18 protein-coding genes and 3 tRNA genes are annotated in these 20,199 nt (G+C 70.5%); 11 read left to right on the top strand and 10 right to left on the bottom strand.

The genetic code is table 11. The features are described from left to right. The first annotated feature begins 84 nt into the window (after positions 1–84). Positions 85–1,683, top strand: a complete 1,599-nt coding sequence (locus tag HNR30_RS20740) for a protein kinase domain-containing protein (protein WP_181611550.1) — start codon at positions 85–87, stop codon at positions 1,681–1,683. Here the strand turns inward: HNR30_RS20740 and HNR30_RS20735 are convergent. Both HNR30_RS20735 and HNR30_RS20730 read right to left on the bottom strand, forming a co-directional pair. Next, on the bottom strand, positions 1,664–2,206 hold the full coding sequence (locus tag HNR30_RS20735; protein WP_181611549.1) for a dihydrofolate reductase family protein: 543 nt from the start codon (positions 2,204–2,206) through the stop codon (positions 1,664–1,666). The genes HNR30_RS20740 and HNR30_RS20735 overlap by 20 nt on opposite strands. Then, on the bottom strand, positions 2,203–2,754 hold the full coding sequence (locus HNR30_RS20730; RefSeq protein ID WP_181611548.1) for an NADPH-dependent FMN reductase: 552 nt from the start codon (positions 2,752–2,754) through the stop codon (positions 2,203–2,205). The genes HNR30_RS20735 and HNR30_RS20730 overlap by 4 nt, the downstream gene beginning before the upstream one ends. 80 nt (positions 2,755–2,834) lie before the next feature. Here HNR30_RS20730 and HNR30_RS20725 point away from each other — a divergent pair, with 80 nt between their 5' ends. Together HNR30_RS20725 and HNR30_RS20720 are read left to right on the top strand one after the other, a co-directional pair. Further along, on the top strand, positions 2,835–5,678 hold the full coding sequence (locus HNR30_RS20725; protein ID WP_312894536.1) for an AfsR/SARP family transcriptional regulator: 2,844 nt from the start codon (positions 2,835–2,837) through the stop codon (positions 5,676–5,678). Positions 5,679–5,729: 51 nt separating this feature from the next. Beyond that, the gene (locus tag HNR30_RS20720; protein ID WP_181611546.1) at positions 5,730–5,924 is read left to right on the top strand and encodes a tail-anchor membrane protein; all 195 of its coding nucleotides are present in this window, start codon (positions 5,730–5,732) and stop codon (positions 5,922–5,924) included. 8 nt (positions 5,925–5,932) lie between these two features. Here HNR30_RS20720 and HNR30_RS20715 read toward each other — a convergent pair whose 3' ends face one another. Together HNR30_RS20715 and HNR30_RS20710 are read right to left on the bottom strand one after the other, a co-directional pair. Next, on the bottom strand, positions 5,933–6,202 hold the full coding sequence (locus HNR30_RS20715; protein WP_220133794.1) for a DUF3817 domain-containing protein: 270 nt from the start codon (positions 6,200–6,202) through the stop codon (positions 5,933–5,935). Beyond that, entirely contained in the window at positions 6,202–6,978 is a 777-nt protein-coding gene (locus HNR30_RS20710) for an SURF1 family protein (protein ID WP_181611544.1), read from the bottom strand. Before HNR30_RS20710 ends, HNR30_RS20715 begins: the two co-directional genes overlap by 1 nt. Positions 6,979–7,077: 99 nt before the next feature. Here HNR30_RS20710 and HNR30_RS20705 point away from each other — a divergent pair, with 99 nt between their 5' ends. From HNR30_RS20705 to HNR30_RS20695, 3 genes are all read left to right on the top strand, one after another. Continuing rightward, entirely contained in the window at positions 7,078–7,251 is a 174-nt protein-coding gene (locus tag HNR30_RS20705; RefSeq protein ID WP_181611543.1) for a flagellar basal body-associated FliL family protein, read from the top strand. Between the two features lie 118 nt (positions 7,252–7,369). Beyond that, positions 7,370–8,242: a metal-dependent hydrolase gene (locus tag HNR30_RS20700; protein WP_181611542.1), complete on the top strand. Its 873-nt coding sequence runs from the start codon at positions 7,370–7,372 to the stop codon at positions 8,240–8,242. Further along, positions 8,235–9,689: a flavin-containing monooxygenase gene (locus HNR30_RS20695; protein WP_181611541.1), complete on the top strand. Its 1,455-nt coding sequence runs from the start codon at positions 8,235–8,237 to the stop codon at positions 9,687–9,689. The genes HNR30_RS20700 and HNR30_RS20695 overlap by 8 nt, the downstream gene beginning before the upstream one ends. Here HNR30_RS20695 and HNR30_RS20690 read toward each other — a convergent pair. Together HNR30_RS20690 and HNR30_RS20685 are read right to left on the bottom strand one after the other, a co-directional pair. Further along, positions 9,679–11,193, bottom strand: a complete 1,515-nt coding sequence (locus HNR30_RS20690) for an alkaline phosphatase family protein (protein ID WP_181611540.1) — start codon at positions 11,191–11,193, stop codon at positions 9,679–9,681. The two genes, HNR30_RS20695 and HNR30_RS20690, sit on opposite strands and share 11 nt — an antisense overlap. Before the next feature lie 111 nt (positions 11,194–11,304). Next, entirely contained in the window at positions 11,305–13,014 is a 1,710-nt protein-coding gene (locus HNR30_RS20685) for a gamma-glutamyltransferase family protein (protein ID WP_181611539.1), read from the bottom strand. 94 nt (positions 13,015–13,108) lie between these two features. On the opposite strand from HNR30_RS20685, the gene HNR30_RS20680 reads away from it, so the two are divergent. Together HNR30_RS20680 and HNR30_RS20675 are read left to right on the top strand one after the other, a co-directional pair. Further along, the gene (locus HNR30_RS20680; RefSeq protein ID WP_181611538.1) at positions 13,109–14,203 is read left to right on the top strand and encodes a sensor histidine kinase; all 1,095 of its coding nucleotides are present in this window, start codon (positions 13,109–13,111) and stop codon (positions 14,201–14,203) included. 5 nt (positions 14,204–14,208) lie between these two features. Next, the gene (locus HNR30_RS20675; RefSeq protein WP_181611537.1) at positions 14,209–14,856 is read left to right on the top strand and encodes a response regulator transcription factor; all 648 of its coding nucleotides are present in this window, start codon (positions 14,209–14,211) and stop codon (positions 14,854–14,856) included. Between the two features lie 4 nt (positions 14,857–14,860). Here the strand turns inward: HNR30_RS20675 and HNR30_RS20670 are convergent. The 3 genes from HNR30_RS20670 to HNR30_RS20660 all read right to left on the bottom strand — a co-directional run bounded on the left by HNR30_RS20670 (position 14,861) and on the right by HNR30_RS20660 (position 15,189). Beyond that, positions 14,861–14,932, bottom strand: a tRNA-Met gene (locus HNR30_RS20670). Positions 14,933–14,937: 5 nt separating this feature from the next. After that, positions 14,938–15,010, bottom strand: a tRNA-Glu gene (locus HNR30_RS20665). 107 nt (positions 15,011–15,117) lie between these two features. After that, positions 15,118–15,189: transfer RNA gene (locus tag HNR30_RS20660), tRNA-Ala, on the bottom strand. 463 nt (positions 15,190–15,652) lie between these two features. On the opposite strand from HNR30_RS20660, the gene HNR30_RS20655 reads away from it, so the two are divergent. From HNR30_RS20655 to HNR30_RS20645, 3 genes are all read left to right on the top strand, one after another. Next, a complete protein-coding gene (locus HNR30_RS20655) occupies positions 15,653–15,868 on the top strand; it encodes an SHOCT domain-containing protein (RefSeq protein WP_181611536.1) in 216 nt (71 codons plus the stop codon). A 91-nt stretch (positions 15,869–15,959) separates the two neighbouring features. After that, entirely contained in the window at positions 15,960–16,160 is a 201-nt protein-coding gene (locus HNR30_RS20650) for a hypothetical protein (protein ID WP_181611535.1), read from the top strand. Positions 16,161–16,164: 4 nt separating this feature from the next. Next, positions 16,165–17,106, top strand: a complete 942-nt coding sequence (locus HNR30_RS20645; RefSeq protein WP_181611534.1) for a sulfite exporter TauE/SafE family protein — start codon at positions 16,165–16,167, stop codon at positions 17,104–17,106. Here HNR30_RS20645 and HNR30_RS20640 read toward each other — a convergent pair. After that, positions 17,081–20,137, bottom strand: coding sequence for a hypothetical protein (locus HNR30_RS20640; RefSeq protein ID WP_181611533.1), 3,057 nt, complete (start codon positions 20,135–20,137; stop codon positions 17,081–17,083). The genes HNR30_RS20645 and HNR30_RS20640 overlap by 26 nt on opposite strands. Positions 20,138–20,199: the final 62 nt, after the last annotated feature.

Here is a 20,199-nt window from a genome sequence, read left to right as displayed (position 1 = left end):
CCTGATCATCGACGGTATCGGCGGTAGACGAATTGCGCAACGGTCGATGCCCGAGGGCCTTACCAACCGATATCGTGGCTTTTCATGAAGCTGGCCGGGCGCTATCGGCTGCTGAACCCCCTCGGCGACGGTGCCGTACGGCTGGCCTTCGACGAGGAGCTCCACCGCGACGTAGCCGTCAAGGAGCTGCGGGTTCCGCCGCAGACACTGCAGGACGCCGTGCGTGACGCGCGCGCCACCGCAGGGCTGCGCCACGCGTCGCTCGTGCATGTGCACGAGGTGCTCGACGAGGGCTGGCTGGTGATGGAGTTCGTGTCGGGGGCGTCGCTGGAGACCGCCGTCACGTCACGGCACCCGCTGCCCGTCGTCCAGGCGGCACGCGTGGGCCTGCAGGTGTTCAACGCGCTCGCCTGCGCGCACGCCGCCGGGTTCGTGCACGGGCGGGTGAACCCGGGGAACGTGATGCTCACCACCACCGGACGGGCGGTCCTCACCGGGCTGAGCGGGCCGCACCCGAACCTGCCGCCGTCGGCGGACCTGTGGTCGCTGGCGGCCACCTTGCACTTCGCGCTGGAGGGGCGACCTCCGGGGGGCGAGCCGGTGGCGGCGGTGGATCCGCTGCGGGGGCTGGTGCGGGCGATGCTCGACGGACAGGTGCCACCGGACGGCGTCGGCCGGGCGCTGGCGGAGCTGGCGCACGAGGGGCCTGCCGAGGGAATGCCGGGCGCCGGGGTTGCCGGTCCCATGGCGGTCGCCGCGCCGGGTGCCGGGGGGGCCGGGCCTCCTCACGGCCCTGGTGGCGCGCCGTTCGCTCCGCCGTCGGGCCCCGTCGCTCCGCCGCACGGGGTGCCTGGCGCCGCGCCGGGTGCCGGTGGGCCGGAGCCTGAGCGGCCGCGCGGCCTGATGCGCGTCTTCCGCCGCAAGCAGAAGCGGGCCGCCGAACCGCAGCCCACGGTCCCGCCGTCCACGCCACCTGCCACGGGAGCACCGCTCGGCGAGCCACCTAGCGCCGGGCCGCCAATCGCGGGGCCGCCGTTGCCCGGGGCGCCGTTGCCCGGCGCGCCGCTGGCCGGGCCGCCCATGCCCGGAGCACCCGTGGCCGAATCGCCCGGCGCCACGGCGCCCGGCGAAGGCTCGCCCGTCCCCGGTGCGCCCGAGGTGCCCCTGGCCGTGCCGGGAGCGCGCCCCGCCTCCCTCGACCCCGCCAACGCCGTAACCGTCGAGCACCCCCCGACCCCCAGCGCAGACGTGCGGCTGGAGCAGCTCCTCGAAGCCGATGGCCCGCTGCCGCCCGCCGAGGTGGCGGGGCTGGGGCTCGACCTGCTCGACCAGCTCAGCGCCATCCACGCCGGCGGCGGCCGTCACGGCTCCGTCTGCCCGCAGAACGTGCTCCTGGCCGACGACGGCAGGGCCAGCCTGACGCCTCCCTCGCCCCCACGTGCTTCCAGCCCGTACACCGCCCCCGAGGGCAACCTGGTGCCCGCGTCCGATCTGTGGTCGCTGGGTGCCACCCTGTACACGGCCGTGGAGGGTCGCCCGCCTGCTCCTGGCGCGCCGCTGACCAGGGCGGACACCCTGGCCACGGTGCTGTTCAAGCTCCTGTCCGGCGATCCCGCCCAGCGCCCCGCTCCGGAGGCGCTGCGGGAGGAGCTGAAGGCGATCGTCAGTTCGCGCGCAGGGTGAGCACGACCACCCCGGTGGCGAAGGTCTTGACGTCGGCGAGCTGCAGCCGGCCCGCGCTGCCCTCGTGGTAGAGGAGCCCTGCGGGCCCGCCGCGGCCGACGATCTCCGGGTGCACCCACAGCCGCAGCTCGTCGAGCAGGCCGTTCTCCATCAGCTTGCGTGCGACCGGGCCGTAGCCGTACATGAGGATGTCCTGCCCGTCCTCCTGCTTGAGCTTGGTCACCTCGGTGACGAGGTCGCCGGTGATGAGGTGGGAGTTGTCCCAGTCGAGCTTGTCGAGCGTGGTGGTCGCCACGTACTTCGGCATGCCGTTGATGCGGTCGGCGAAGTCGCCGTCGCGGCCGGGCCAGGCTTCGGCGAAGCCTTCGTAGGTGCGCCGGCCCATGAGCAGCGCGCCGCTGGAGAACAGCTGCTCGTGGGCGAGCGCCGCCGCCTCCTCGTTGAAGTACGTGAACGACCAGTCCTGCGGGTCCTCCTGCACACCGTCGAGCGTGACGTACGTCGAGTTGATGATCTTCCTCATGACTCGGTCCTTCCGTTCCTCAGAATCTGTGCCCACCAGCCGAGCCGGTCGAGCATGGTCTTGACTGCCTCGTCGCAGACCGCGTACGGCCTGGGCCACGCGCCTTCCGCGGTGAACAGCTCCCAGTAGTTGGGCAGGGCGACGATCTCGCGGATGGGTACGGCACGCAGCTCGATGCAGATCTGCCGCAGCTGCGCGACCGCCATCAGCCCGCCGCTCTCGCGCCCGTAGGCGACGAAGCTCACCGGTTTGGCGTGCCACTCCTCGAAGTACCAGTCGAGCGCGGTCTTCAGCGGAGCGGGGAAACTATGGTTGTACTCGGGAGTCACGATCACGAAACCATCGGCCGCGGCCAGCCTCGATCCCAGGGCGGCGACCTCGGCGGGTTCGTCGTCCTGGAGCATCGCGGGCAGCCCCGCCTGGGCCAGGTCGATCAGGTCGACCTGGAAGTGCTTGCGGGCCTGCTCGGCGAACCAGCCGGCGACGGTGGGGCCGAAGCGCCCCTGCCGTGTGCTGGCGATGATGACCGCGATCCGCATTTCCCTCATGGCCGTAACGATGCCGGGCCGCGCTTACCGAAGTCTTAAGGTAGGGGCTTATGCGCTTTGGCCTGCTTGGACCGCTTGGGGTGTGGACGGACGACGGCGAGCCGGTGTCCGTGCCGGGCCTGAAGGTGCGCGCGCTCCTGGCGGACCTGCTGCTGAGCCACGGCCGGGTCGTCTCGGTGGATCGGCTGGTCGACGACCTGTGGGGCGAGGAGCCGCCGTCGAACCCGACCGCCAGCCTGCAGGTGCGCGTGTCGCAGCTGCGCAAGGCGATCGGCGCCGAGCTGGTCGTGTCGCGCGCGCCTGGCTATCTCCTCCAGAGCGACGCGATCGACGTGGTGGCCTTCCATGAGCTGGTGAACACGCCGGGCGACGCCCAGACACGGGTGCGGCGGCTGGAGGAGGCGCTGCGGTTGTGGCGGGGTCCGGCGCTGGCCGACTTCGCCGATGAGGAGTTCGCCAGGGCGGCGGTGGCGCGGCTGGAGGAGCAGCGGCTGGCCTGCGCGGAGGAGCTGGCCGAGGCCCGGCTGGAGCTGGGCATGCCGGTCGATGTGGCCGAGCTCGTCGATGCGCATCCGCTGCGTGAGCGGCTGCGTGCCGTACAGATCAAGGCCCTGTATCGTGCGGGCCGCCAGGGCGAGGCTCTGGACGCCTACCAGGACCTGCGTGATCGTCTCGCCGACGAGCTGGGCCTGGATCCGAGCCCGGAGCTGGCCGAGCTGTACCAGCGGATCCTGCGCCAGGATCCGGCGCTCTCGGCGCCGCGTGCCGTACCGGCGTCGAATCTGCCCGCCGCGCTGGTCGAGCTGATCGGCCGCGACGAGGCGCTGGCCGAGATCGGCGCGCTGCTGGAGGGCAACCGCCTGGTCACGCTGACGGGCTCGGGCGGGGTCGGCAAGACGACGCTGGCGCTGGAGGCGGCCAGGGGCAGGCCGGCGTGGCTGGTGGAGCTGGCGGGCGCCGACGCGCGCACCGATCTGGCCGCCCACCTGGCGGCGAGTCTGGGACTGCGCGACGACGTCCCGCTGGTGGAGGCGCTGCGCGAGCGTTCGATGCTGATCGTGCTCGACAACTGCGAGCACGTGATCGACCAGGCGGCCGGGCTGGCGGGGCAGTTGCTGCGCGGTGCTCCTGGGCTGAGCCTGCTGGCCACCAGCCGCGAGCCGCTGGGGGTGCCGGGCGAGGCGGTGTGGAGTGTGCCGCCGCTCGACCTGTCCGACGCGATGCGGCTGTTCAGGGCGCGGAGCAAGGTGGCCGACGGCCAGGACGACGGCGTGGCACTGCTGTGCAAGAGGCTCGACGGCATCCCGCTGGCGCTGGAGCTGGCGGCCACCCGCGTGCGCGCGCTCGGCGTCGACGGGCTGGTGTCCCGGCTCGACGACCGGTTCCGGCTGCTGCAGACCGGCCACCGGGGTGCGCCACCTCGGCAGCAGACGCTCACCGCGATGATCGCCTGGAGCTGGGACCTGCTTTCCGCCGACGAGCGCGTGGTGCTGCGCCGCCTGGCCGCGCACGCCGACGGCTGCACGCTGGAGGCCGCCGAGGCGGTGTGCGCGGAACCTGGGCTCGACGTGCTCGACCTGCTGGTCAGGCTGGTCGACCGTTCGCTGGTCACGGTGGTGCACGGGCCGGGCGCGACCCGCTACCGGCTCCTGGAGTCGGTGGCCGCCTTCTGCGCCGAGCGGCTGCGGGAGGCGGGCGAGGAGGCGGAGGTACGGCGGCGCCACGCTGCCTACTACACGGAGCTGGCGGAGCGGGCGGACCTGCACGGGCTCGGCCAGGCCGAGTGGCTGAAGCGCCTGGACTCCGAGGCGGCCAACCTGCGTGCCGCTCAGCGCGGGCCGTACGCGCTGCGGCTGGTCAACGCGCTGGGGTGGTACTGGTACCTGCGCGGACGGCTCGTCGAGGCACGCCGCGCGCTGGCGGCGGCTCTGGAAGGCGAGGACGGCGTCTCACGGGCGAGCGAGCGGGCCAGAGCACTGGCCTGGCAGTCCGCCTTCGCCGCGGCCCAGGGCGAGCGGACGACCGCGGTGCCGTACGAGGACATCGCCGACCCGGGTGAGCGGGCGCGCGCCCAGTGGTTCCACGCCATCGCCACCAACGACCTGGACCGCGCACCCGAGCTGCTGGAACGTTTCCGTGCCGTGGGCGACCGGTGGGGCGAGGGCGCGACGCTGATCCTCTCGGCGATGGCCGCGCACATGCGCGCCGACCTGGCCGAGCTGGAGAGCACCGCGACTCGCGCGGCCGAGCTGCTGCGCGACGACCCGTGGGGTTCGCTGCGCGCGGCCGAGTGGCTGGCGGCGCTGGCGGAGATGACCGGCGACTACGAGCGGGCGGTCCTGGCCAACACCGAGGCGCTGCGCCTGGCGGAGGAGCTGGGGTTGTGGCCCGACGCCGCCGACCGGTTGTGCTGGCTGGGCTGGATCGCCACCCAGCGCGGGGAGCACGAGCAGGCGTTCGACCTGGGCCAGCGCGCCCTGGATCTGGCCACGGAGCAGGGGTTCCGCACGACGCTGGTGTTCGCCAGGACCGTGCTCGGCTACGCCGCGCGCCGCAGCGGCCGCCTCGACCTGGCGGAGCGGCATCTGCGCCTGCTGCTGGAGCCGGGGGCGGTGCACAACACGATGATCCTCATCGAGCTCGGCTACATCGCCGAGCTGAGGGGTCAGGCCGCGACGGCGATGGAGCTGCACCGGCAGGCGCTGGACGAGGCCAAGGCGATGGACGCGCCCGGCGACATCGCGGGCGCGCTGGAGGGGCTGGCCGGCGCGCACGCGCTCGCCGGATTGTTCGAGGAGGCCGCGCGGCTGCTCGACGAGGCGGCCTCGACGCGTCTGACCTGCGGCATGCCCGCCTCGCCCGCTCTGGAGGAGGACCTGGCGAGGATCAGGGATGCGATATATCGCGGCCAGGAACCGTCATGAGGGTATGAGACGTTGCAGAATGGGAAGGGCCCGCGTCTCTAGGAGTTGATGATGTCGCCCATGAAGAAGTACGCCATCGGCGCAGGCGCCGCCGTCCTGCTCTCACTGTTCATCTTCGGCTGGGGTTGGATCACCACGCTGGTCGTGCTCGGTGTCATCGCCGCGCCTGTCGTCGGCTATCTCATGCTCGACCAGTCGCAGCGTGAGCGGCTCAAGAGAGCTCGCAGGCGCGGCATCGGCCACTGAGGCCCGCGTCAGGCGGGGGATCCGCTCGGTTCCTCCGCCTGATGGATCTGCTCGGTCACCCGTCGCTCGACGTAGAACGACAGGAACGGCACGGTGCCGCCGAGCATCACGCCCAGGATCTTCGGCCAGCTCCAGCGTGCCTTCATGCCCAGGTTCATGGTGGCGACCAGGTAGACCATGTAGAGGAAGCCGTGGATCTGCGCGATGACGAGCGAGGGCCACCAGTCGACGCCGACGATGTACTTCAGCACCATGCCCACGCACAGCACCAGCAGCATCACCCCGACGATGTAGGCGAGAACTCTGAAGGGCTTGAGGGCTGACTCCACTGCTGTCCTCTCGATGTCCGTACGGCTTCGCGTACGTAGTGAAACCACATGAAAACTGCGAAGACCGCGAAGATCCACCAGTTCAGCGCGTAGGCGAGGTTACGCCAGGTCACGCTACCGCCCTGCTGGGGTGGTGCGGCCGCGACGCCGGAGTCGGAGGCGACGACGAAGCCGTTGCGCACCTGCTCCCCGGGCCACAGGTTGATCAGCTCGGAGGTCGAGACGGTCTGCACCTGCCCCGGCTGGGTTCCCGAGCGCCGCTGCACGCTGTCGGTCGACTCCGGCGGGCTGACCCGGCCGGTGACCTGGACCTTGCCGCTCGGCACCGCGGGGGCGTCGGCCTGCCGGGCCACCCAGGAACGCACGACGGGCACGAGCGTGCCGTCGTCGAGGCGGATCGGGGTGAGCACCCAGAAGCCCTCGTCGCGCGAGGCCTTGCCGCCGACCGCGTCGGCGTCGGGCTTGCGGTCGACGACGAACAGCTGGAGGGCGGCGTCGTAGGTGCCGCTCGCGGTCACCCGGTGCCTGGGGGTTCCGTCGAAGCCGGAGCCGGGTTTGATGACCTGTTCGACGGCGACGGGCGCGGGGTCGTCCGCGGCGTGCGGGCGGCCCGAGTCCTCGAAGACGCCCAGCTGCCACCGGCCCAGGAAGATGAAGGCGGCGACGGCTGCGATCACCACCAGGTGCAGTCCCCACAGGCGGGGGGCGAGGAGGGTGCGCAGCATGAGTCAAAGGTATCCGCAGATAGGACCGGTCTCCCCTGCGACCCTCGGATGTGTCGAAAAGGTGCAAATCGACCACCGTTCGCGGATACAGTGCTGGTCATGTCTGACCAGCACCTCGATCCCGCGGGCAACACCCAGCAGTTCCGCGCGTACGCGAACCGGGTGGACAACGAGGCCACACAGCCGAAGCAGCGCTCCATGGTGCTGCCCGTCATCGCGGTCGTCCTGGCGATCGCGATCGTCGGCGTCGTGGCGTACCTACTGCTCCGCTGACGGCGGCAGCCCTGTCCGCGCCGCGGGAGCCCGCTCACGGCGCGGTTTCGTCGTGCCCGAGACACTGTGACACCGGTCACTCTAGACTGAATATTGTTCTGTTATTACATTGGACTTTGTGTCCAATAAAATCGCGCCGCGCAGGGTGCGCTTCTCCTGGGAGGACACGCCGCTGCACTGGGTGCCGGGCGACCCGTTCACCACGCACCTGATCAACACCCTCCACCTGCTGCTGCCCGCCGGCGAACGCTGGTTCGTGCACGTCTTCAAGCAGGCTCTGCCCCACATCACCGACCCGCTGCTCAAGGAGCAGGTCAAGGGCTTCATGGGGCAGGAGGGCACGCACGCCGTGGCCCACCAGCGGGTGCTGGAGCACCTGCGCGAGCAGGGACTGGACCCGACGCCGTTCGTCGAGAACGTGGAGTGGCTGTTCGAGCGGCTGCTGGGCGACCACACGCTGCCGCCCTCCGCCCGGCGCTTCTGGCTGCTGGAGCGGGTGGCGATCATCGCGGCCATCGAGCACTACACTGCCGTGCTCGGGCAGTGGATCCTCGACGCCGAGCCCCTCGACGACGCGGGCGCCGACGCGGTCATGATGGACCTGCTGCGCTGGCACGGCGCCGAGGAGGTCGAGCACCGCAGCGTGGCCTTCGACCTGTTCACGCACCTCGACGGCTCCTACGCGCGGCGGGTGCGGACGATGGCCGGCACCGGGCCGGCCATGATCTACCTGATCATGAACGGCGGGCGGTTCCTGATGGAGCACGACCCGATCGTGCGCGGGCGGATCGCGCCGAAGTGGTCGCACTTCTTCTATCGTGCCGGCCAGGGGCGGGTGCCGACGTTGCGCAGCCTGGTCCTGGCCATGCCGCGCTACCTGCGGCCCGGCTTCCACCCTTCGCAGGAGGGCGACGTACGGCAGGCGCTCGCCTATATCGCCGTCTCACCGGCGCATCGAGAGTTCGAGTCCTACAGGAGAGCCAATGGCTGAGCCGGGCATTGTGATCATCGGTTCCGGCTTCGCCGGGATCGGCATGGCGATCAAGCTGAAGGACGCCGGGTACCACGACTTCGTCATCCTGGAGAAGGCCGCCGACCTGGGCGGGACCTGGCGCGACAACACCTACCCCGGCTGCGCCTGCGACGTGCCCTCGCACATGTACTCCTTCTCCTTCGACCTCAACCCCGGCTGGTCGCGCATGTTCTCGCCGCAGGAGGAGATCTGGCGGTACATGCGCTCCTGCGTCGAGAGGTACGGCCTGGCAGGCCACTTCCGTTTCGGCCAGGAGGTCGTGGGCCTGGAGTGGGACGACGCGGCGCGGGAGTGGGAGGTGGCCGTCGCGGGTGGCGCTCCGCTGCGGTGCAAGGCGGTGGTGTCCGGAATCGGCGCCCTCCACATCCCGAAATTTCCGGACATCCCGGGGCGGGAGTCGTTCGCCGGTCCCGCCTTCCACTCCGCCGAGTGGGACCACTCGATCGACCTCACCGGCAAACGCGTCGCCGTCATCGGCACCGGCGCCTCGGCCATCCAGTTCGTGCCGCGGATCGCCCCCCAGACCGCCCACCTGACCCTCTTCCAGCGCACCCCGCCGTGGATCCAGCCCAAGCCGGACTTCCCCATCACCGGACGGCTCAAGAAGTTCGTCGAACGTCCCGGCGGCGCCAGGACCCTCCGCAACGCCATCTACTGGTCGCTGGAGACCCGCGCGCTCGGCTTCACCATCGACCCGCGCCTGATGAAGGTGCACGAGCGCATGGCCCTGCGCCATCTGGAGCAGCAGGTTCCCGACCCCGAGCTGCGCGCCAAGCTCACCCCCGACTACACCATCGGGTGCAAGCGCATCCTGCTGTCCAGCGACTACTATCCGGCGCTGACCAGGCCCAACGTCACCCTCGACACCTCCGCGATCACCGCGATCACGCCGACGGGCGTCGTCACCGCCTCCGGCGAGGAGATCGAGGTCGACGTGATCGTCTACGGCACCGGGTTCAAGGTCGTCGACGCCCTCAACGACCAGCGCATCATCGGGCGCGACGGGCTGAAGATCCAGGACGCCTGGCGCGACGGCATCGAGACCTACTACGGCATCACGACGTCCGGCTTCCCCAACCTGTTCTTCCTGCTCGGCCCCAACACCGGCCTGGGGCACAACTCGGTGGTCTTCATGATCGAGTCTCAGGTCCGCTACGTCATGGAATGCCTGCGGCTGCTGTCGCGCACGAAGGCCAGGGCCATCGACGTGCTCCCCTCGCACCAGCGTGCCTTCAACCGGCGCCTGCAGGAGCGGCTCGACCGGCTGGTGTGGGCGGAGGGCGGCTGCCGCTCCTGGTATCTGGACGAGCACGGCGTCAACCGCACGTTGTGGCCGGGCTTCACCTTCGAGTACTGGGCACGCACGCGCAAGGTGAACACCGGCGCCTACGAGCTCATCTACTGACGCGGGCCCGCTCGGCGGCCTCGCGGAAGGAGTCGAGTGCCGGGCCGAAGGAGCGCCGGTCCCTGGCCTGCCAGCTCACACCCGGGAAGACGGCGGGACGGCGCTCCAGCCTGGCCTTCACCCTTCTGGCCAGCACGGCCAGCTCCTGGGCATGGTCGGGGAGCCTCTCGGCGGGCGGCTCTGCGGCAGCCTCCATCGTGAGCGCGTGCCGTACGAAACCGGACAGGTCGGGTACGGCGGAGCGCGGCGCCGGCAGCGTGCACAGCGTGTCGAACCTGGCCGCGCCGGCGTCGCGCGCGGTCAGCGGCGGCGCGTCCGGCGCGAACAGCGCCCTGAGCGTGGCGGGCACCGACGCGTGCTCCATCGTCGCCGTGCACAGCGTGCCGGGCGGGATGAGTGGCGAGACGACGACGGCGGGCACCCTGCCGCCGGTGCTGGAGAAGTCGAAGGCGGAGCTGTTCTTGTAGGCCAGGAAGCGCAGGATGCGGCCCAGCGGGCTGGGCGCCGTGCCGGGGTCGCGCAGGCCCGTCGGCGGCGCGACGTGGTCGTAGAGCCCCCCGTGCTCGTCGTAGGTGACCACGAAGACCGTCGTGGCGAACAGCTCGGGATTGCCTCTCAGCGCCTCGTAGATCCCCGCGATCAGGCCCTCGGCGCGGGCGAAGTCGGTGTCGTCGCCCGGCTTCCAGTCGTCGGCGACGTTGTTGCCGGGATGCTGGCTGTTGCTCGGCCGGTCGTTGAGCCTGACCGGCGGCCGGTGGTTGGGCTCGACGAAGGTGTAGGCGGGCAGGTCCCCGGCGGCCGCGTCGGCGGCCAGCTCGGAGATGTCGCGCCAGCGCGCGATGCGCTCGGCGGAGTTCCACAGGTTGCTGAAGGCCCACGCCTGCGGCACGTCGTCGTGGTAGATCCGCCAGTCGTGCCCGGCCTCCTCCAGCAACTCGAAGATCGTCTTGTTGGTGTAGAAGCGCGGGTGGATCGACGTCTCGCCGTCGGAGGTCGCCGCGTGCAGGTAGTTGCGGTTGGGCCAGGTCTCGCCCGGCACCGAGCAGAACCACCGGGTGCACACCGCGAACTCCGTGGCGAGCGTCGCCAGCACCGGCACGTTGGCCGGGTCCTGGCAGCGCATGACGATCGGACCCATGCCCCGCTTCTCCGTCGGCCTGCTGAAGAGCCGGAAGAAGAAGTTGATCACCGGCCCGAGCAGGCCGCCGAAGGACGGCTGCGCCAGCCCCCTGGCCTTGCGCTCGAAGGAGGTGACGAAGCCCTGGTTGCCCTCGGCGAACTGCTCCACGGCCGCGTCGTGCGAGTGGTCGGGGTCGACCGGGATGACCGGCCGCGCGTCGGCCGTCGCCGCGACCGGCGGGCCGCCCTCCCAGCCGGGGTTGGTGTACGGCCCGCCGTGCCTGAGCCCGTCGAAGGCGGGATCGGGATGGGCCAGGAAGCCCAGCATGTGATCGAAGGACCGGTTCTCCAGCATCAGTACGACGACGTGCTCGACCTGCGCCACACACGTGAGTGTGCCCCGTTCGCCGCGACGGTCAACGGGGGTGCGCCACCCGGTCTCACCAAACCGCCCGACGCGAGACCGGGTGCCGCGTCATTCAGTCAGCCCGCTGACTCATCGCGCCGGGTTGACCACCAGCGCGCTACCCCCTCCCCTGCGGGTGGGTTCCGCGACGGCCTGGACCCGCCCTCGCCCGACGAACTCCAGAGCGGTCGCCGCCCCGATCTCGGGGTTGAGCACCAGATCGTGGCCGAAGGCCTCCAGCGCCGCCTCGTGCTCGGCCAGGAAGGCCGGCTCCGCCTGGGTCTGGGCGGTGTTGCGCTGCGTGGCCCGCGGAGCGGCCAGGGCGGCGGGCAGCTCCATGCCGAACTCGTAGCGGTTGAGCAGGATCTGCAGCACCGTCGTGATGATCGTCGAACCGCCGGGCGAGCCGACGGCCAGCACCGGCTTGCCGTGCTTGAAGACGATCGTGGGCGCCATCGACGAACGCGGGCGCTTGCCCGGGGCCGGCAGGTTGGGGTCGCCCGGCGCCGAGCCGAAGGTGAAGTCGGTGAGCTCGTTGTTGAGCAGCAGCCCGCGTCCCGGCACGACGATGCCGTTGCCGCCGGTCGACTCGATGGTCAGGTTGTAGGCCACCACGTTGCCCCACCGGTCGGCCACGACCAGGTGCGTGGTCTCCGGCCCCTCGGTCGCGACGGGAGCCGGCTCGAAGGCGGAGGCCGAGCAGCCGGAGTAGTCGCCGTCGGGCACGCCGGGGGCGGCCGGGTGCGGCATGGCACGCTCGCCGATCAGGCAGGCGCGCTCCTTGGCGAAGCCGTCGGAGAGCAGCTGGCGCAGCGGCACCCCCGGGATGTCGCCGACGTACTTGCCGCGATCGGCGAAGGCCAGGCGGGAGGCCTCCAGATACTCGTGCAGGCCGACCTTGGGCAGGGCCTCGATGATGTTGAGCGCCTCACCGACCGTGGAGCCTCCGGAGGAGGGCGGCGCCATGCCGTAGACCTGCATGCCCTTGTAGTCGATGCGCGTGGGCTCGCGCATCAGCGCCTGGTAGTCGCGCAGGTCGCGCAGCTCCATGAGGCCGGGGCGCACGTTGCGGGTCGAGCCCGGCGTCACGGGCGGATTCTTGACCGTGGCGACGATCTCGCGGCCCAGCTGCCCGCCGTACATCCAGTTCGGGCCGCGGCGGGCCAGCTGGCGGTAGGTCTCGGCCAGCTCGGGGTTCTTGAAGACCGAGCCCACGACCGGGGGCGCGCCGCCCGGCAGGTAGAGCTTGGCGGTGGAGGCGATGTCCTTGAAGCGGGCGGCGTTGGCGGCGGTCTGGTCGTGGAAGGTCTGGTCCACCACGAAGCCGTTCTCGGCGACCGCGATCGCCGGGCGCAGCGCCTCGCGAAGGGAGATGGAGCCGAAGCGGCGCAGCGCCAGCTCCCACTGGGCCACGGAGCCCGGGACACCCGCCGACAGGCCGCTGGTGACGGCCTCCTCGAACGGGATGCCCTCCAGCGACGTGGAGGTCATGGCCTTGGGCGCGGTCTCGCGGCCGTCGATGGTGTGCACGCGGCCGCCCGAGTAGATAACCATGAAGCCGCCGCCCGCCGCGCCCGCGGAGTACGGCTCGGTCACGCCGAGCACCGCTCCGGCGGCCACCGCGGCGTCGATGGCGTTGCCGCCCCTGCGCAACACCTCGATCGCGGCCTTGCTGGCATCGAGGTCGACGGTGGAGACCGCACCGCCGTACCCCTCCTGAACCGGGACCTTGCCCGGGTCCGTCGTAGCGGCGGGCCCGGACGGAGCGATCAGCGCTCCCACGAGGATGAGTCGGATCATGCCAACACCATGACTCAGCTACACCACCGGGGGTAGGCCCTTCTGCCACACCTGTGGGATGCGGCCGGTCGCCGGGGTGCCCTAGCGTGGTCGTGTGCGGAAAAAGGACCTTCTGGCGGCGGTGATCGTCGCCCTCGTGCAGGTGACGCTGTCGTCTGCCGCCTATCTGGGGCAGAAGGACCTGCCGCGCCAGGCCCCCGACCTCTACGCCAACGTGCTGCTGCTCGTCGGTCCTGCCATGCTGGCCGTACGCCGCAGATATCCCGTCGCGGCCACGCTCGTCACCCTCCTGGCGACCTTCCTCTACCTGTGGGGCGGCTATCCGTACGGGCCGGTCTTCTTCAGCCCGATAATCATGCTGGTCGCGCTCGTCCTCGACGGCAGGCGCCTGGCCGCCTGGCTCATCGCCGGGTCCACGCTGATCACCTTCATCGTCTACGCCTGGTCCATCGGGCAGCGCGACCCCTTCCACGGCGTCTGGATCGGCACCTCCACCATGCTGCTCATGGTCGCCGCCGAGCTCGGCCGCATGGTGCGCGAGCGGCGGCGCGAGACCCTGCGCACCAAGGAGGAGGAGTCGCGCCGCCAGGCCAGCGAGGAACGCCTGACCATGGCCCAGGAGCTGCACGACGTGCTGGCGCACAACATCTCGCTCATCCACGTCCAGGCCTCCACCGCGCTGCACCTCATCGACGATCACCCCGAGCAGGCCCGCACCGCGCTGGCCACCATCAAGACCGCCTCCAAGGAGGTGCTCGGCGAGATGCGCTCGGTCCTCAACGTGCTGCGCGAAGGCGCGCCCCGCTCCCCCACCGCCGGCCTCGACCGCCTCGACGAGCTCGTCGAACGCTCCGGCCTCGACGTGAAACTGACCCGCGCGGGCACCCGCCCGCTGCCGCCCGGCGTCGAGCGCGCCGCCTACCGCATCGTCCAGGAGTCGCTCACCAACGCCGCCAAGCACGCGCCCGGCGCCCGCGTGACCGTCCTGCTGGAGTACGGCAGGCAGCTGCTGGTCCAGGTCACCAGCAAGGGCGGCCACGCGCCCGCGGCCGTCGCGGAAGAGGGCGGCGGCAACGGCATCCCCGGCATGCGCGAGCGTGCCGCGGCCCTCGGCGGCACCTTCACCGCCGGACCCACCGACGAGGGCTTCCGCGTCACCGCACGCCTGCCGCTGGAGACGACAGAATGACGACCATGATCAAGCTGCTGCTCGCCGACGACCAGGCCCTGGTCCGCGCCGGATTCAAGGCCCTGCTCGACGCCCAGCCCGACATGACCGTGGTGGCCGAGGCCTCCGACGGCGCCGAGGCCGTGCGGCTGGCCGCCCAGCACCAGCCCGACGTGGTGCTCATGGACATCCGCATGCCGGGCACCGACGGCCTGACCGCCACCCGGCAGATGCCCGAGGGCCCGCGCATCATCATCCTGACCACGTTCGAGCTCGACGAGTACGTCTTCGAGGCGCTGCGCGGCGGCGCCAGCGGCTTCCTCGTCAAGGACACCGAGCCGACCGAGCTCATCCAGGCGGTGCGCGTGGTCGCCTCGGGCGACGCGCTGCTGTCGCCGAGCGTCACCCGGCGGCTGATCGCCGAGTACGCCTCGCGCGCCAAGGAGCCGATGGAGATGACCGGCCTCGACCAGCTCACCGAGCGGGAACGCGAGGTCCTGTCGCTGGTGGGCACGGGCATGACGAACGACGAGATCGCGGCGAAGCTGTTCATGTCGCCCGCGACGGCCAAGACCCACGTCAGCCGGACGATGATGAAGCTGCACGCCCGCGACCGGGCGCAGCTCGTCGTGATCGCCTACGAGTCCGGCCTGGTCAAGCCGGGCTGGTTGTGACAGGTCGCTCGGCAGGGACTCGAACCCCGAACCTCAGGCTTATGAGGCCTGCGTGCCACCCTTGCACCACCGAGCGTCGTGCAGCCCGTACCGGATTCGAACCGGTGGCCTCCTGATTGAGAGTCAGGCGTCCTCACCACTGGACCAACGGGCCGTGCGGTCCCGCGGCCCGCGATTTCACCTTGGACGGCTGAGGACGGTGTCCGTGGTTCCATCGCGCCGCCGCCCGGTGCGTTGACCGTACGGCAGGCCGCGGGATCGTGGACCGGCGGGGAATCGAACCCCGAATTCCTGCTTGCAAGGCAGGTGTGATTCCTGTTTCACCATCAGCCCGAACGTTTTGCCCGTCGCGGTAGTGTGCCCACGGGCTCTGCCGTACCCGCAGTGTGGATTGCGGGAAGCGGGCAGCCATCGGAGAGCGGAAGAGCTCGTTCTCCGGTTATGGAGTTGTCTGCGGGGCAACGAAAAAGCCGCCCGGACAAGGGGTCCGCGGCGGCCGGTGAGGGAGCGTGTGAGCTACCCGCGGGCCTCCGCGAGGATTCGCGCGGTCATGGCTTCCACGTTTCCTCTTTCCTTTTCGTCGCGTTCGATGGGTAAAAGGTAACCCGCCATTCACGCGGGCTGCCACTCATTTATCAGGGCCCTGCCCCGAGAACCCTGAGGTCCGTCTACGACCGCGGGAGGAGCCGGACGGCCGCTCATGCACCACCCCGGTCGCACACCACGACGAGCCCGCGAGCCGATGTCGCGCGCGGTCCCGGCGGCGACCCTTGGAGTACGTCAAAGGAGGAAAGAGATGCACGCACACTGGGGTTTCTTCTGGCCGATCGTCCCGCTTGTCTGGGTGGCCCTGGCCGCCTTCTTCATCACCCGGTGGCGCCGCCGTACACCGGCCGCCTCCAGCCCGATCGCGGGCGCGGAGCAGATCCTCGCCGAAAGGTACGCCCGCGGCGAGATGAGCGACGACGAGTACTTCGAGAAGGTTTCCGTGCTCAAGGGAGCCCGGACCTAACCGTTCCAGGGGGTGAAACAACTGTTACTGGCCGCAGTCAGGCGCCGCGGTTACCTTCCGTACAGGACTACATCGAGAAGCGAGGGACGAGATGCAGTCGATCGCCAGGTTCTGCGGCCAGTGCAGTTGCGGATGCCCCGAGTTGTTCTTCGACCCGGCGGCCCCCGAGGAGAAGCAGGTCGTCATCACCGACGATTTCGGCCAGCGGGTGGAGATGAGCCTCGACCAGTTCGGCTCGATCGTCGAACTGGCCAAGAACGGCAGCCTGGACAACCTGACCGTCGTGCACTGAGCGCGTGGAGCCGGTCTCGCTGTTCGTGAGCGGGCTGGCAGCCGGCCTGGTCGCGGGGACCGCGTCCTGTACGGCGGTGCAGGGCGGCCTCCTGGTGGGCCTGGTGGATCGTACGGATCGGTGCGGCGGTGGCTGCTGCGCCTCCTGCCGCCCGCCCCGGGCCGATCCGATGGTCCTGGGCCGCTTCCTCACCGGCCGCCTGATCTCGCACGTGCTGGCCGGAGCGCTGCTCGGCCTGGCCGGGTCGGCGATCACCCTGTCTCCGCGGGTTCGCGCGGTCCTGCTCGTCGTGGCGGGACTGACGGTGCTGGTCTTCGCCGTCCGCCTCATCAGACGCGAGAAGTCGGGATGCGCCCCGCACGAGCCGCCCCGGCACCTCGGCAGGAGCGCGCTGCTCCTGGGCGCGGCCACGATCCTGATCCCCTGCGGCGTGACGCTCGGCATGGAGATGGTCGCCGTCTCCAGCGGATCCGCGCTCGGCGGCGCCGCCGTGATGGCCGGATTCGTCGCGGGCACCGCTCCCGCCTTCGCCTTGCTGGGCGTGATCCTGCGCAGGATCTCCCAGACCCGCCTGGCCCTGCTGACCGGGGTCGCGGCCTTCGCCGTGGGCGTGTGGACGATCGGCTCCGGTCTCAGCCTCGGCGGCTGGCTGCCCCGGACGCCCGCCCCGGCGGCGGCCTCGACGGGGCCGCTCACCATCTGGGCCACCGGCACCGGCTACCGCCCCGCCCTCGTCACCGCCCCCGCGGGGCAGGCCGTGGAGCTGGTCTTCAAGACGCACGAGGCGGGGTGCACCAGGACCGTGACGATCGCCGGTCGCGACTACGCGCTCCCGGCGATCGTCCGGCTACCGCCCCAGCCTCCCGGCACGCTGCGTTACACGTGCTCGATGGGGATGTACAGCGGCTTCATCAGGTTCACTACTGGCAGTACGGCTCGAACTTGAAGGTCTCGCTGATGTCGTCCGCCTGGTTGACGGAGACGTCGATGAACTTGTCGTCCGGCTTGCTCTTGGTGACCGTGTACGACAGCACGTCGACTGTGACCGACGTCTGGCCCGCCGGCACGGTGGCCGTCTTCCAGGCGTTGTCCCTGTCGGACTTCCACAACACGGCCTGCGCCGCGCTCGCCGGGGCGGCGAGCGTGAGTGTGGCCTTCACCGTCACCACGGTGCCGCAGGCCATCTTGTTGTTCGTCGGCACGGTCGGGCTGGTCGCGAACGCGATGCTCTTGACCTGCGGAGGCGCCACGGTGAGCTGGGCCTTGAGCACGGTGCCGTCGGCGAGCGTGGCGCTCACCTCGTAGGTGCCGGGCGCGACCTTGGAGCCGACCGTGTGGTCACGCTCGTAGTACTCGTCGGGGTACTTGGGCTTGTACTCCTTCGGGTCGAACGCCTCGGAGTAGACGCGGACGACCTTGGAGTCGATGCCCTTCACCTCAACCTCGACCTCGCCGCCCGCGCGGGTGACGGCCGGGCGCAGCGTGATGCTCGGCTGCACGCACTCGACCTCGTAGCCCTCGGCGTTGGAGGTCAGCTTGTCGGGCTGGTTGATCTCGATCTTCACCGAGCCCTTGCCCGACTGCGTCACCGGGACCCGCACCGTCTCGACGGCGACCCCCAGCACCGGGTTCACCTCCACCGACTGCCACGCCGTGGTGCCGGCGATCCGGTACTGGATCGTCTGCTTGCCCCTGGGCAGGCCGGTGAACTTGACGGTGAGCGGCAGCGACACCGGGCAGCGGCCCTTGTAGTCGTCGTCGCCGAACCAGATGTGCACGCCCTTGACCTTGTTGGGGTCGGGGACGACCTTGATGGTCGCGGTCGCCTTGCCGCCGTTGTAGGTCTCGGCGGTGACGGTGTGCGTGCCCAGCTCGTCGCTGACGACGGCCACGTACTCGTAGGTGCGCGGCGTGCCGAGCGGGTCGCGGGTGGACGGCTCGAAGGCGTCCGAGTAGATCTTCCTGATGTCGGAGTCGAACCCGTTGACCGTGACCTTCACCTGGTCACCGGGGTAGGCCTCCGACTTGCTCAGCGTGATCGTCGGCTCTCCGCAGGTGACCACGACGTGCTCGGTGTTGGACTCCAGCTTGTCCGGCTGGTTGATCACGTACTGCACGCTCGCCTTGCCGGACTCGGTGTAGCGCAGCGAGGGCAGCTGGACCACGTACGGCTCGGCGTGCCCGGCGGGGATGGCCAGCGTGGTCCACGTGTCGGTGCCGACGCGCTTGTACTGGATGCTGTTCACCCCGGCGGGGATGCCCGCGAGCTTGGCCGTGACCTCGAGGTCGGTCGGGCACTTGCCCACGTAGGTGGCCGGATCGACATCGACGGTGAACTTCTGCACCGGGTTCGGCACCGGCTCCACCTTGAGCTTGGCGCTCACGGTGTCGTTGTCGGCGAAGACCGCCTTGACCTCGTGCTCGCCCAGGGCGGCGGAGACGATGGCGTCGAAGGACCACTCGCGCTTGCCCGCCGGAGCGGTGTGCAGCTCGGGCGTGAAGGCCTTGGAGGTGACGGTCTTCACGTCGGAGCCGAAGCCCTTCACGGTGACCTTGACCGTGTCGCCCGGGTGGGCGGTGGGCGCGGACAGCGTGATGGACGGCTCACCGCACAGGTACTCGAAGGGCACCTCGTTGGACTTGAGGTTGTCGGCCTGCTGGATCTCGATCCGGTAGGCGCCCTTCTTGCTCTCGGTGACGGTCAGCTCGTCGAGCTGGGCGGTGAAGCTGCCGCCGTGGCCGGCGGGCACGGCGAGCGTCTTCCACTGCTCGGCGCCGGCCGGGCGCCACTTGATCGACAGCGCCTGGGCGGGGTAGCCGGTCAGGTCGAAGGTCGCGCCGACCTTGACCTTGATCGGGCAGCGGCCCTCGTGGGCGGCCGGGTCGAGGGTGAGCTTGACGCCCTTGACCGGGCTGGGGTCGGCCACGACGGTGAGCTTGGCCGTGGCGGTGTCGCCGTCGGCGAAGACCGCCTTGACCTCGTGCTCGCCCAGGGCCGGCGAGACCGTGGCGTCGAAGGTGTAGTCGCGCTTGCCCGCCGGGGCGGTGTGGGTCTCGGGGGTGAACGCCTTGGAGGAGATCGTCTTGACGTCGGAGCCGACGAAGGCGGCGGTGACGGTGACGGTCTGGCCGGGGTAGGCCTGGGCCTTGTTCAGGGTGACCGCGGGCACGCCACAGACGATCGTGTGGGTGGCCCGGTTGGAGAGCAGCCCGTTGGACTGGCCGACCTCGACCTGGTGCCAGCCGGACTTGGCGGTCTTGATCTTGCCCAGGTCGACGGTGCGCGCCGCGACGGGCCCGGCGGCCACGTTCATGGTGCGCCACTGGCCGGTGTTCCCGAGGGAGTCACGAAGGCGGTAGGTCACGACGAACGGCTTGGCCGAGGCGGCGAACAGGAAGCTCGCCGTGAGCGCCACGTCGGTCGGGCAGCGGCCGGCGTAGTCCTTCGGCGCGGCTGTCAGGTTGACCGTGGTGACCGGGTTGGCGGCCGGCGCCGTCGTGGAGGGCTTCTCCGGCTCGTGCACGTAGGTCGTGCCCACCCAGGTGGACCCGCCCGTGTGCGCGTCGGCGCCGGTGCAGGAAACGGCGAACCAGGCCTTCTTGGAGACCTTCTTGACCGGCGAGATCACGCGGACCGCGCCCCAGCCCTTGGCGTCACCGGTGACCTTTACGGTCGTGGTGAGACGAATGGGCTTTATGCCCTTTCCGCCAATTTTGTACTGCTTCACAGCGCTCTTGGTGCCATTCGCGAAGACCCACTGGTAGGCGAGCGTCACGGGCGCCTTGACCTTGGCCGTGGTGGTCAGCTTCACGGTGGTCGGGCACTCGACGGTCTGGGTCTTGGGCGTGGCGGTGGCCGCACCGAACACCACCGGTGTCGGCGCTGCGGCAGCTCCCGAGGCGAGCGCGCCGGAGACCAGGGCCATGGCGGCCAAGGTTCCCCCCACCCGGCGCAACGCCACTATCAACGATTTCACTGATACCCCTCTGGATCGATCCAAGGGGCCACATCATTTCCTACGGAAACAACAGCCTCATA

The sequence above is a fragment of the Nonomuraea soli genome (assembly GCF_013761175.1).
Taxonomy (GTDB): Bacteria; Actinomycetota; Actinomycetes; order Streptosporangiales; family Streptosporangiaceae; genus Nonomuraea; species Nonomuraea soli.
The sequence above is the reverse complement of the archived record's forward strand: the minus strand, read 5'-3'. Positions and strand labels throughout refer to the sequence as shown.

What these genes read in the sequence shown, in the direction of transcription:
- HNR30_RS20720 (WP_181611546.1), top strand. Translation starts at nt 5,730, where the DNA reads ATGTCGCCCATGAAGAAGTACGCCATCGGCGCAGGCGCCGCCGTCCTG.
- HNR30_RS20650 (WP_181611535.1), top strand. Translation starts at nt 15,960, where the DNA reads ATGCAGTCGATCGCCAGGTTCTGCGGCCAGTGCAGTTGCGGATGCCCC.
- HNR30_RS20695 (WP_181611541.1), top strand. Translation starts at nt 8,235, where the DNA reads ATGGCTGAGCCGGGCATTGTGATCATCGGTTCCGGCTTCGCCGGGATC.
- HNR30_RS20710 (WP_181611544.1), bottom strand. Translation starts at nt 6,978, where the DNA reads ATGCTGCGCACCCTCCTCGCCCCCCGCCTGTGGGGACTGCACCTGGTG.
- HNR30_RS20685 (WP_181611539.1), bottom strand. Translation starts at nt 13,014, where the DNA reads ATGATCCGACTCATCCTCGTGGGAGCGCTGATCGCTCCGTCCGGGCCC.
- HNR30_RS20705 (WP_181611543.1), top strand. Translation starts at nt 7,078, where the DNA reads ATGTCTGACCAGCACCTCGATCCCGCGGGCAACACCCAGCAGTTCCGC.
- HNR30_RS20675 (WP_181611537.1), top strand. Translation starts at nt 14,209, where the DNA reads ATGATCAAGCTGCTGCTCGCCGACGACCAGGCCCTGGTCCGCGCCGGA.
- HNR30_RS20740 (WP_181611550.1), top strand. Translation starts at nt 85, where the DNA reads ATGAAGCTGGCCGGGCGCTATCGGCTGCTGAACCCCCTCGGCGACGGT.
- HNR30_RS20730 (WP_181611548.1), bottom strand. Translation starts at nt 2,754, where the DNA reads ATGAGGGAAATGCGGATCGCGGTCATCATCGCCAGCACACGGCAGGGG.
- HNR30_RS20735 (WP_181611549.1), bottom strand. Translation starts at nt 2,206, where the DNA reads ATGAGGAAGATCATCAACTCGACGTACGTCACGCTCGACGGTGTGCAG.
- HNR30_RS20655 (WP_181611536.1), top strand. Translation starts at nt 15,653, where the DNA reads ATGCACGCACACTGGGGTTTCTTCTGGCCGATCGTCCCGCTTGTCTGG.
- HNR30_RS20715 (WP_220133794.1), bottom strand. Translation starts at nt 6,202, where the DNA reads ATGCTGCTGGTGCTGTGCGTGGGCATGGTGCTGAAGTACATCGTCGGC.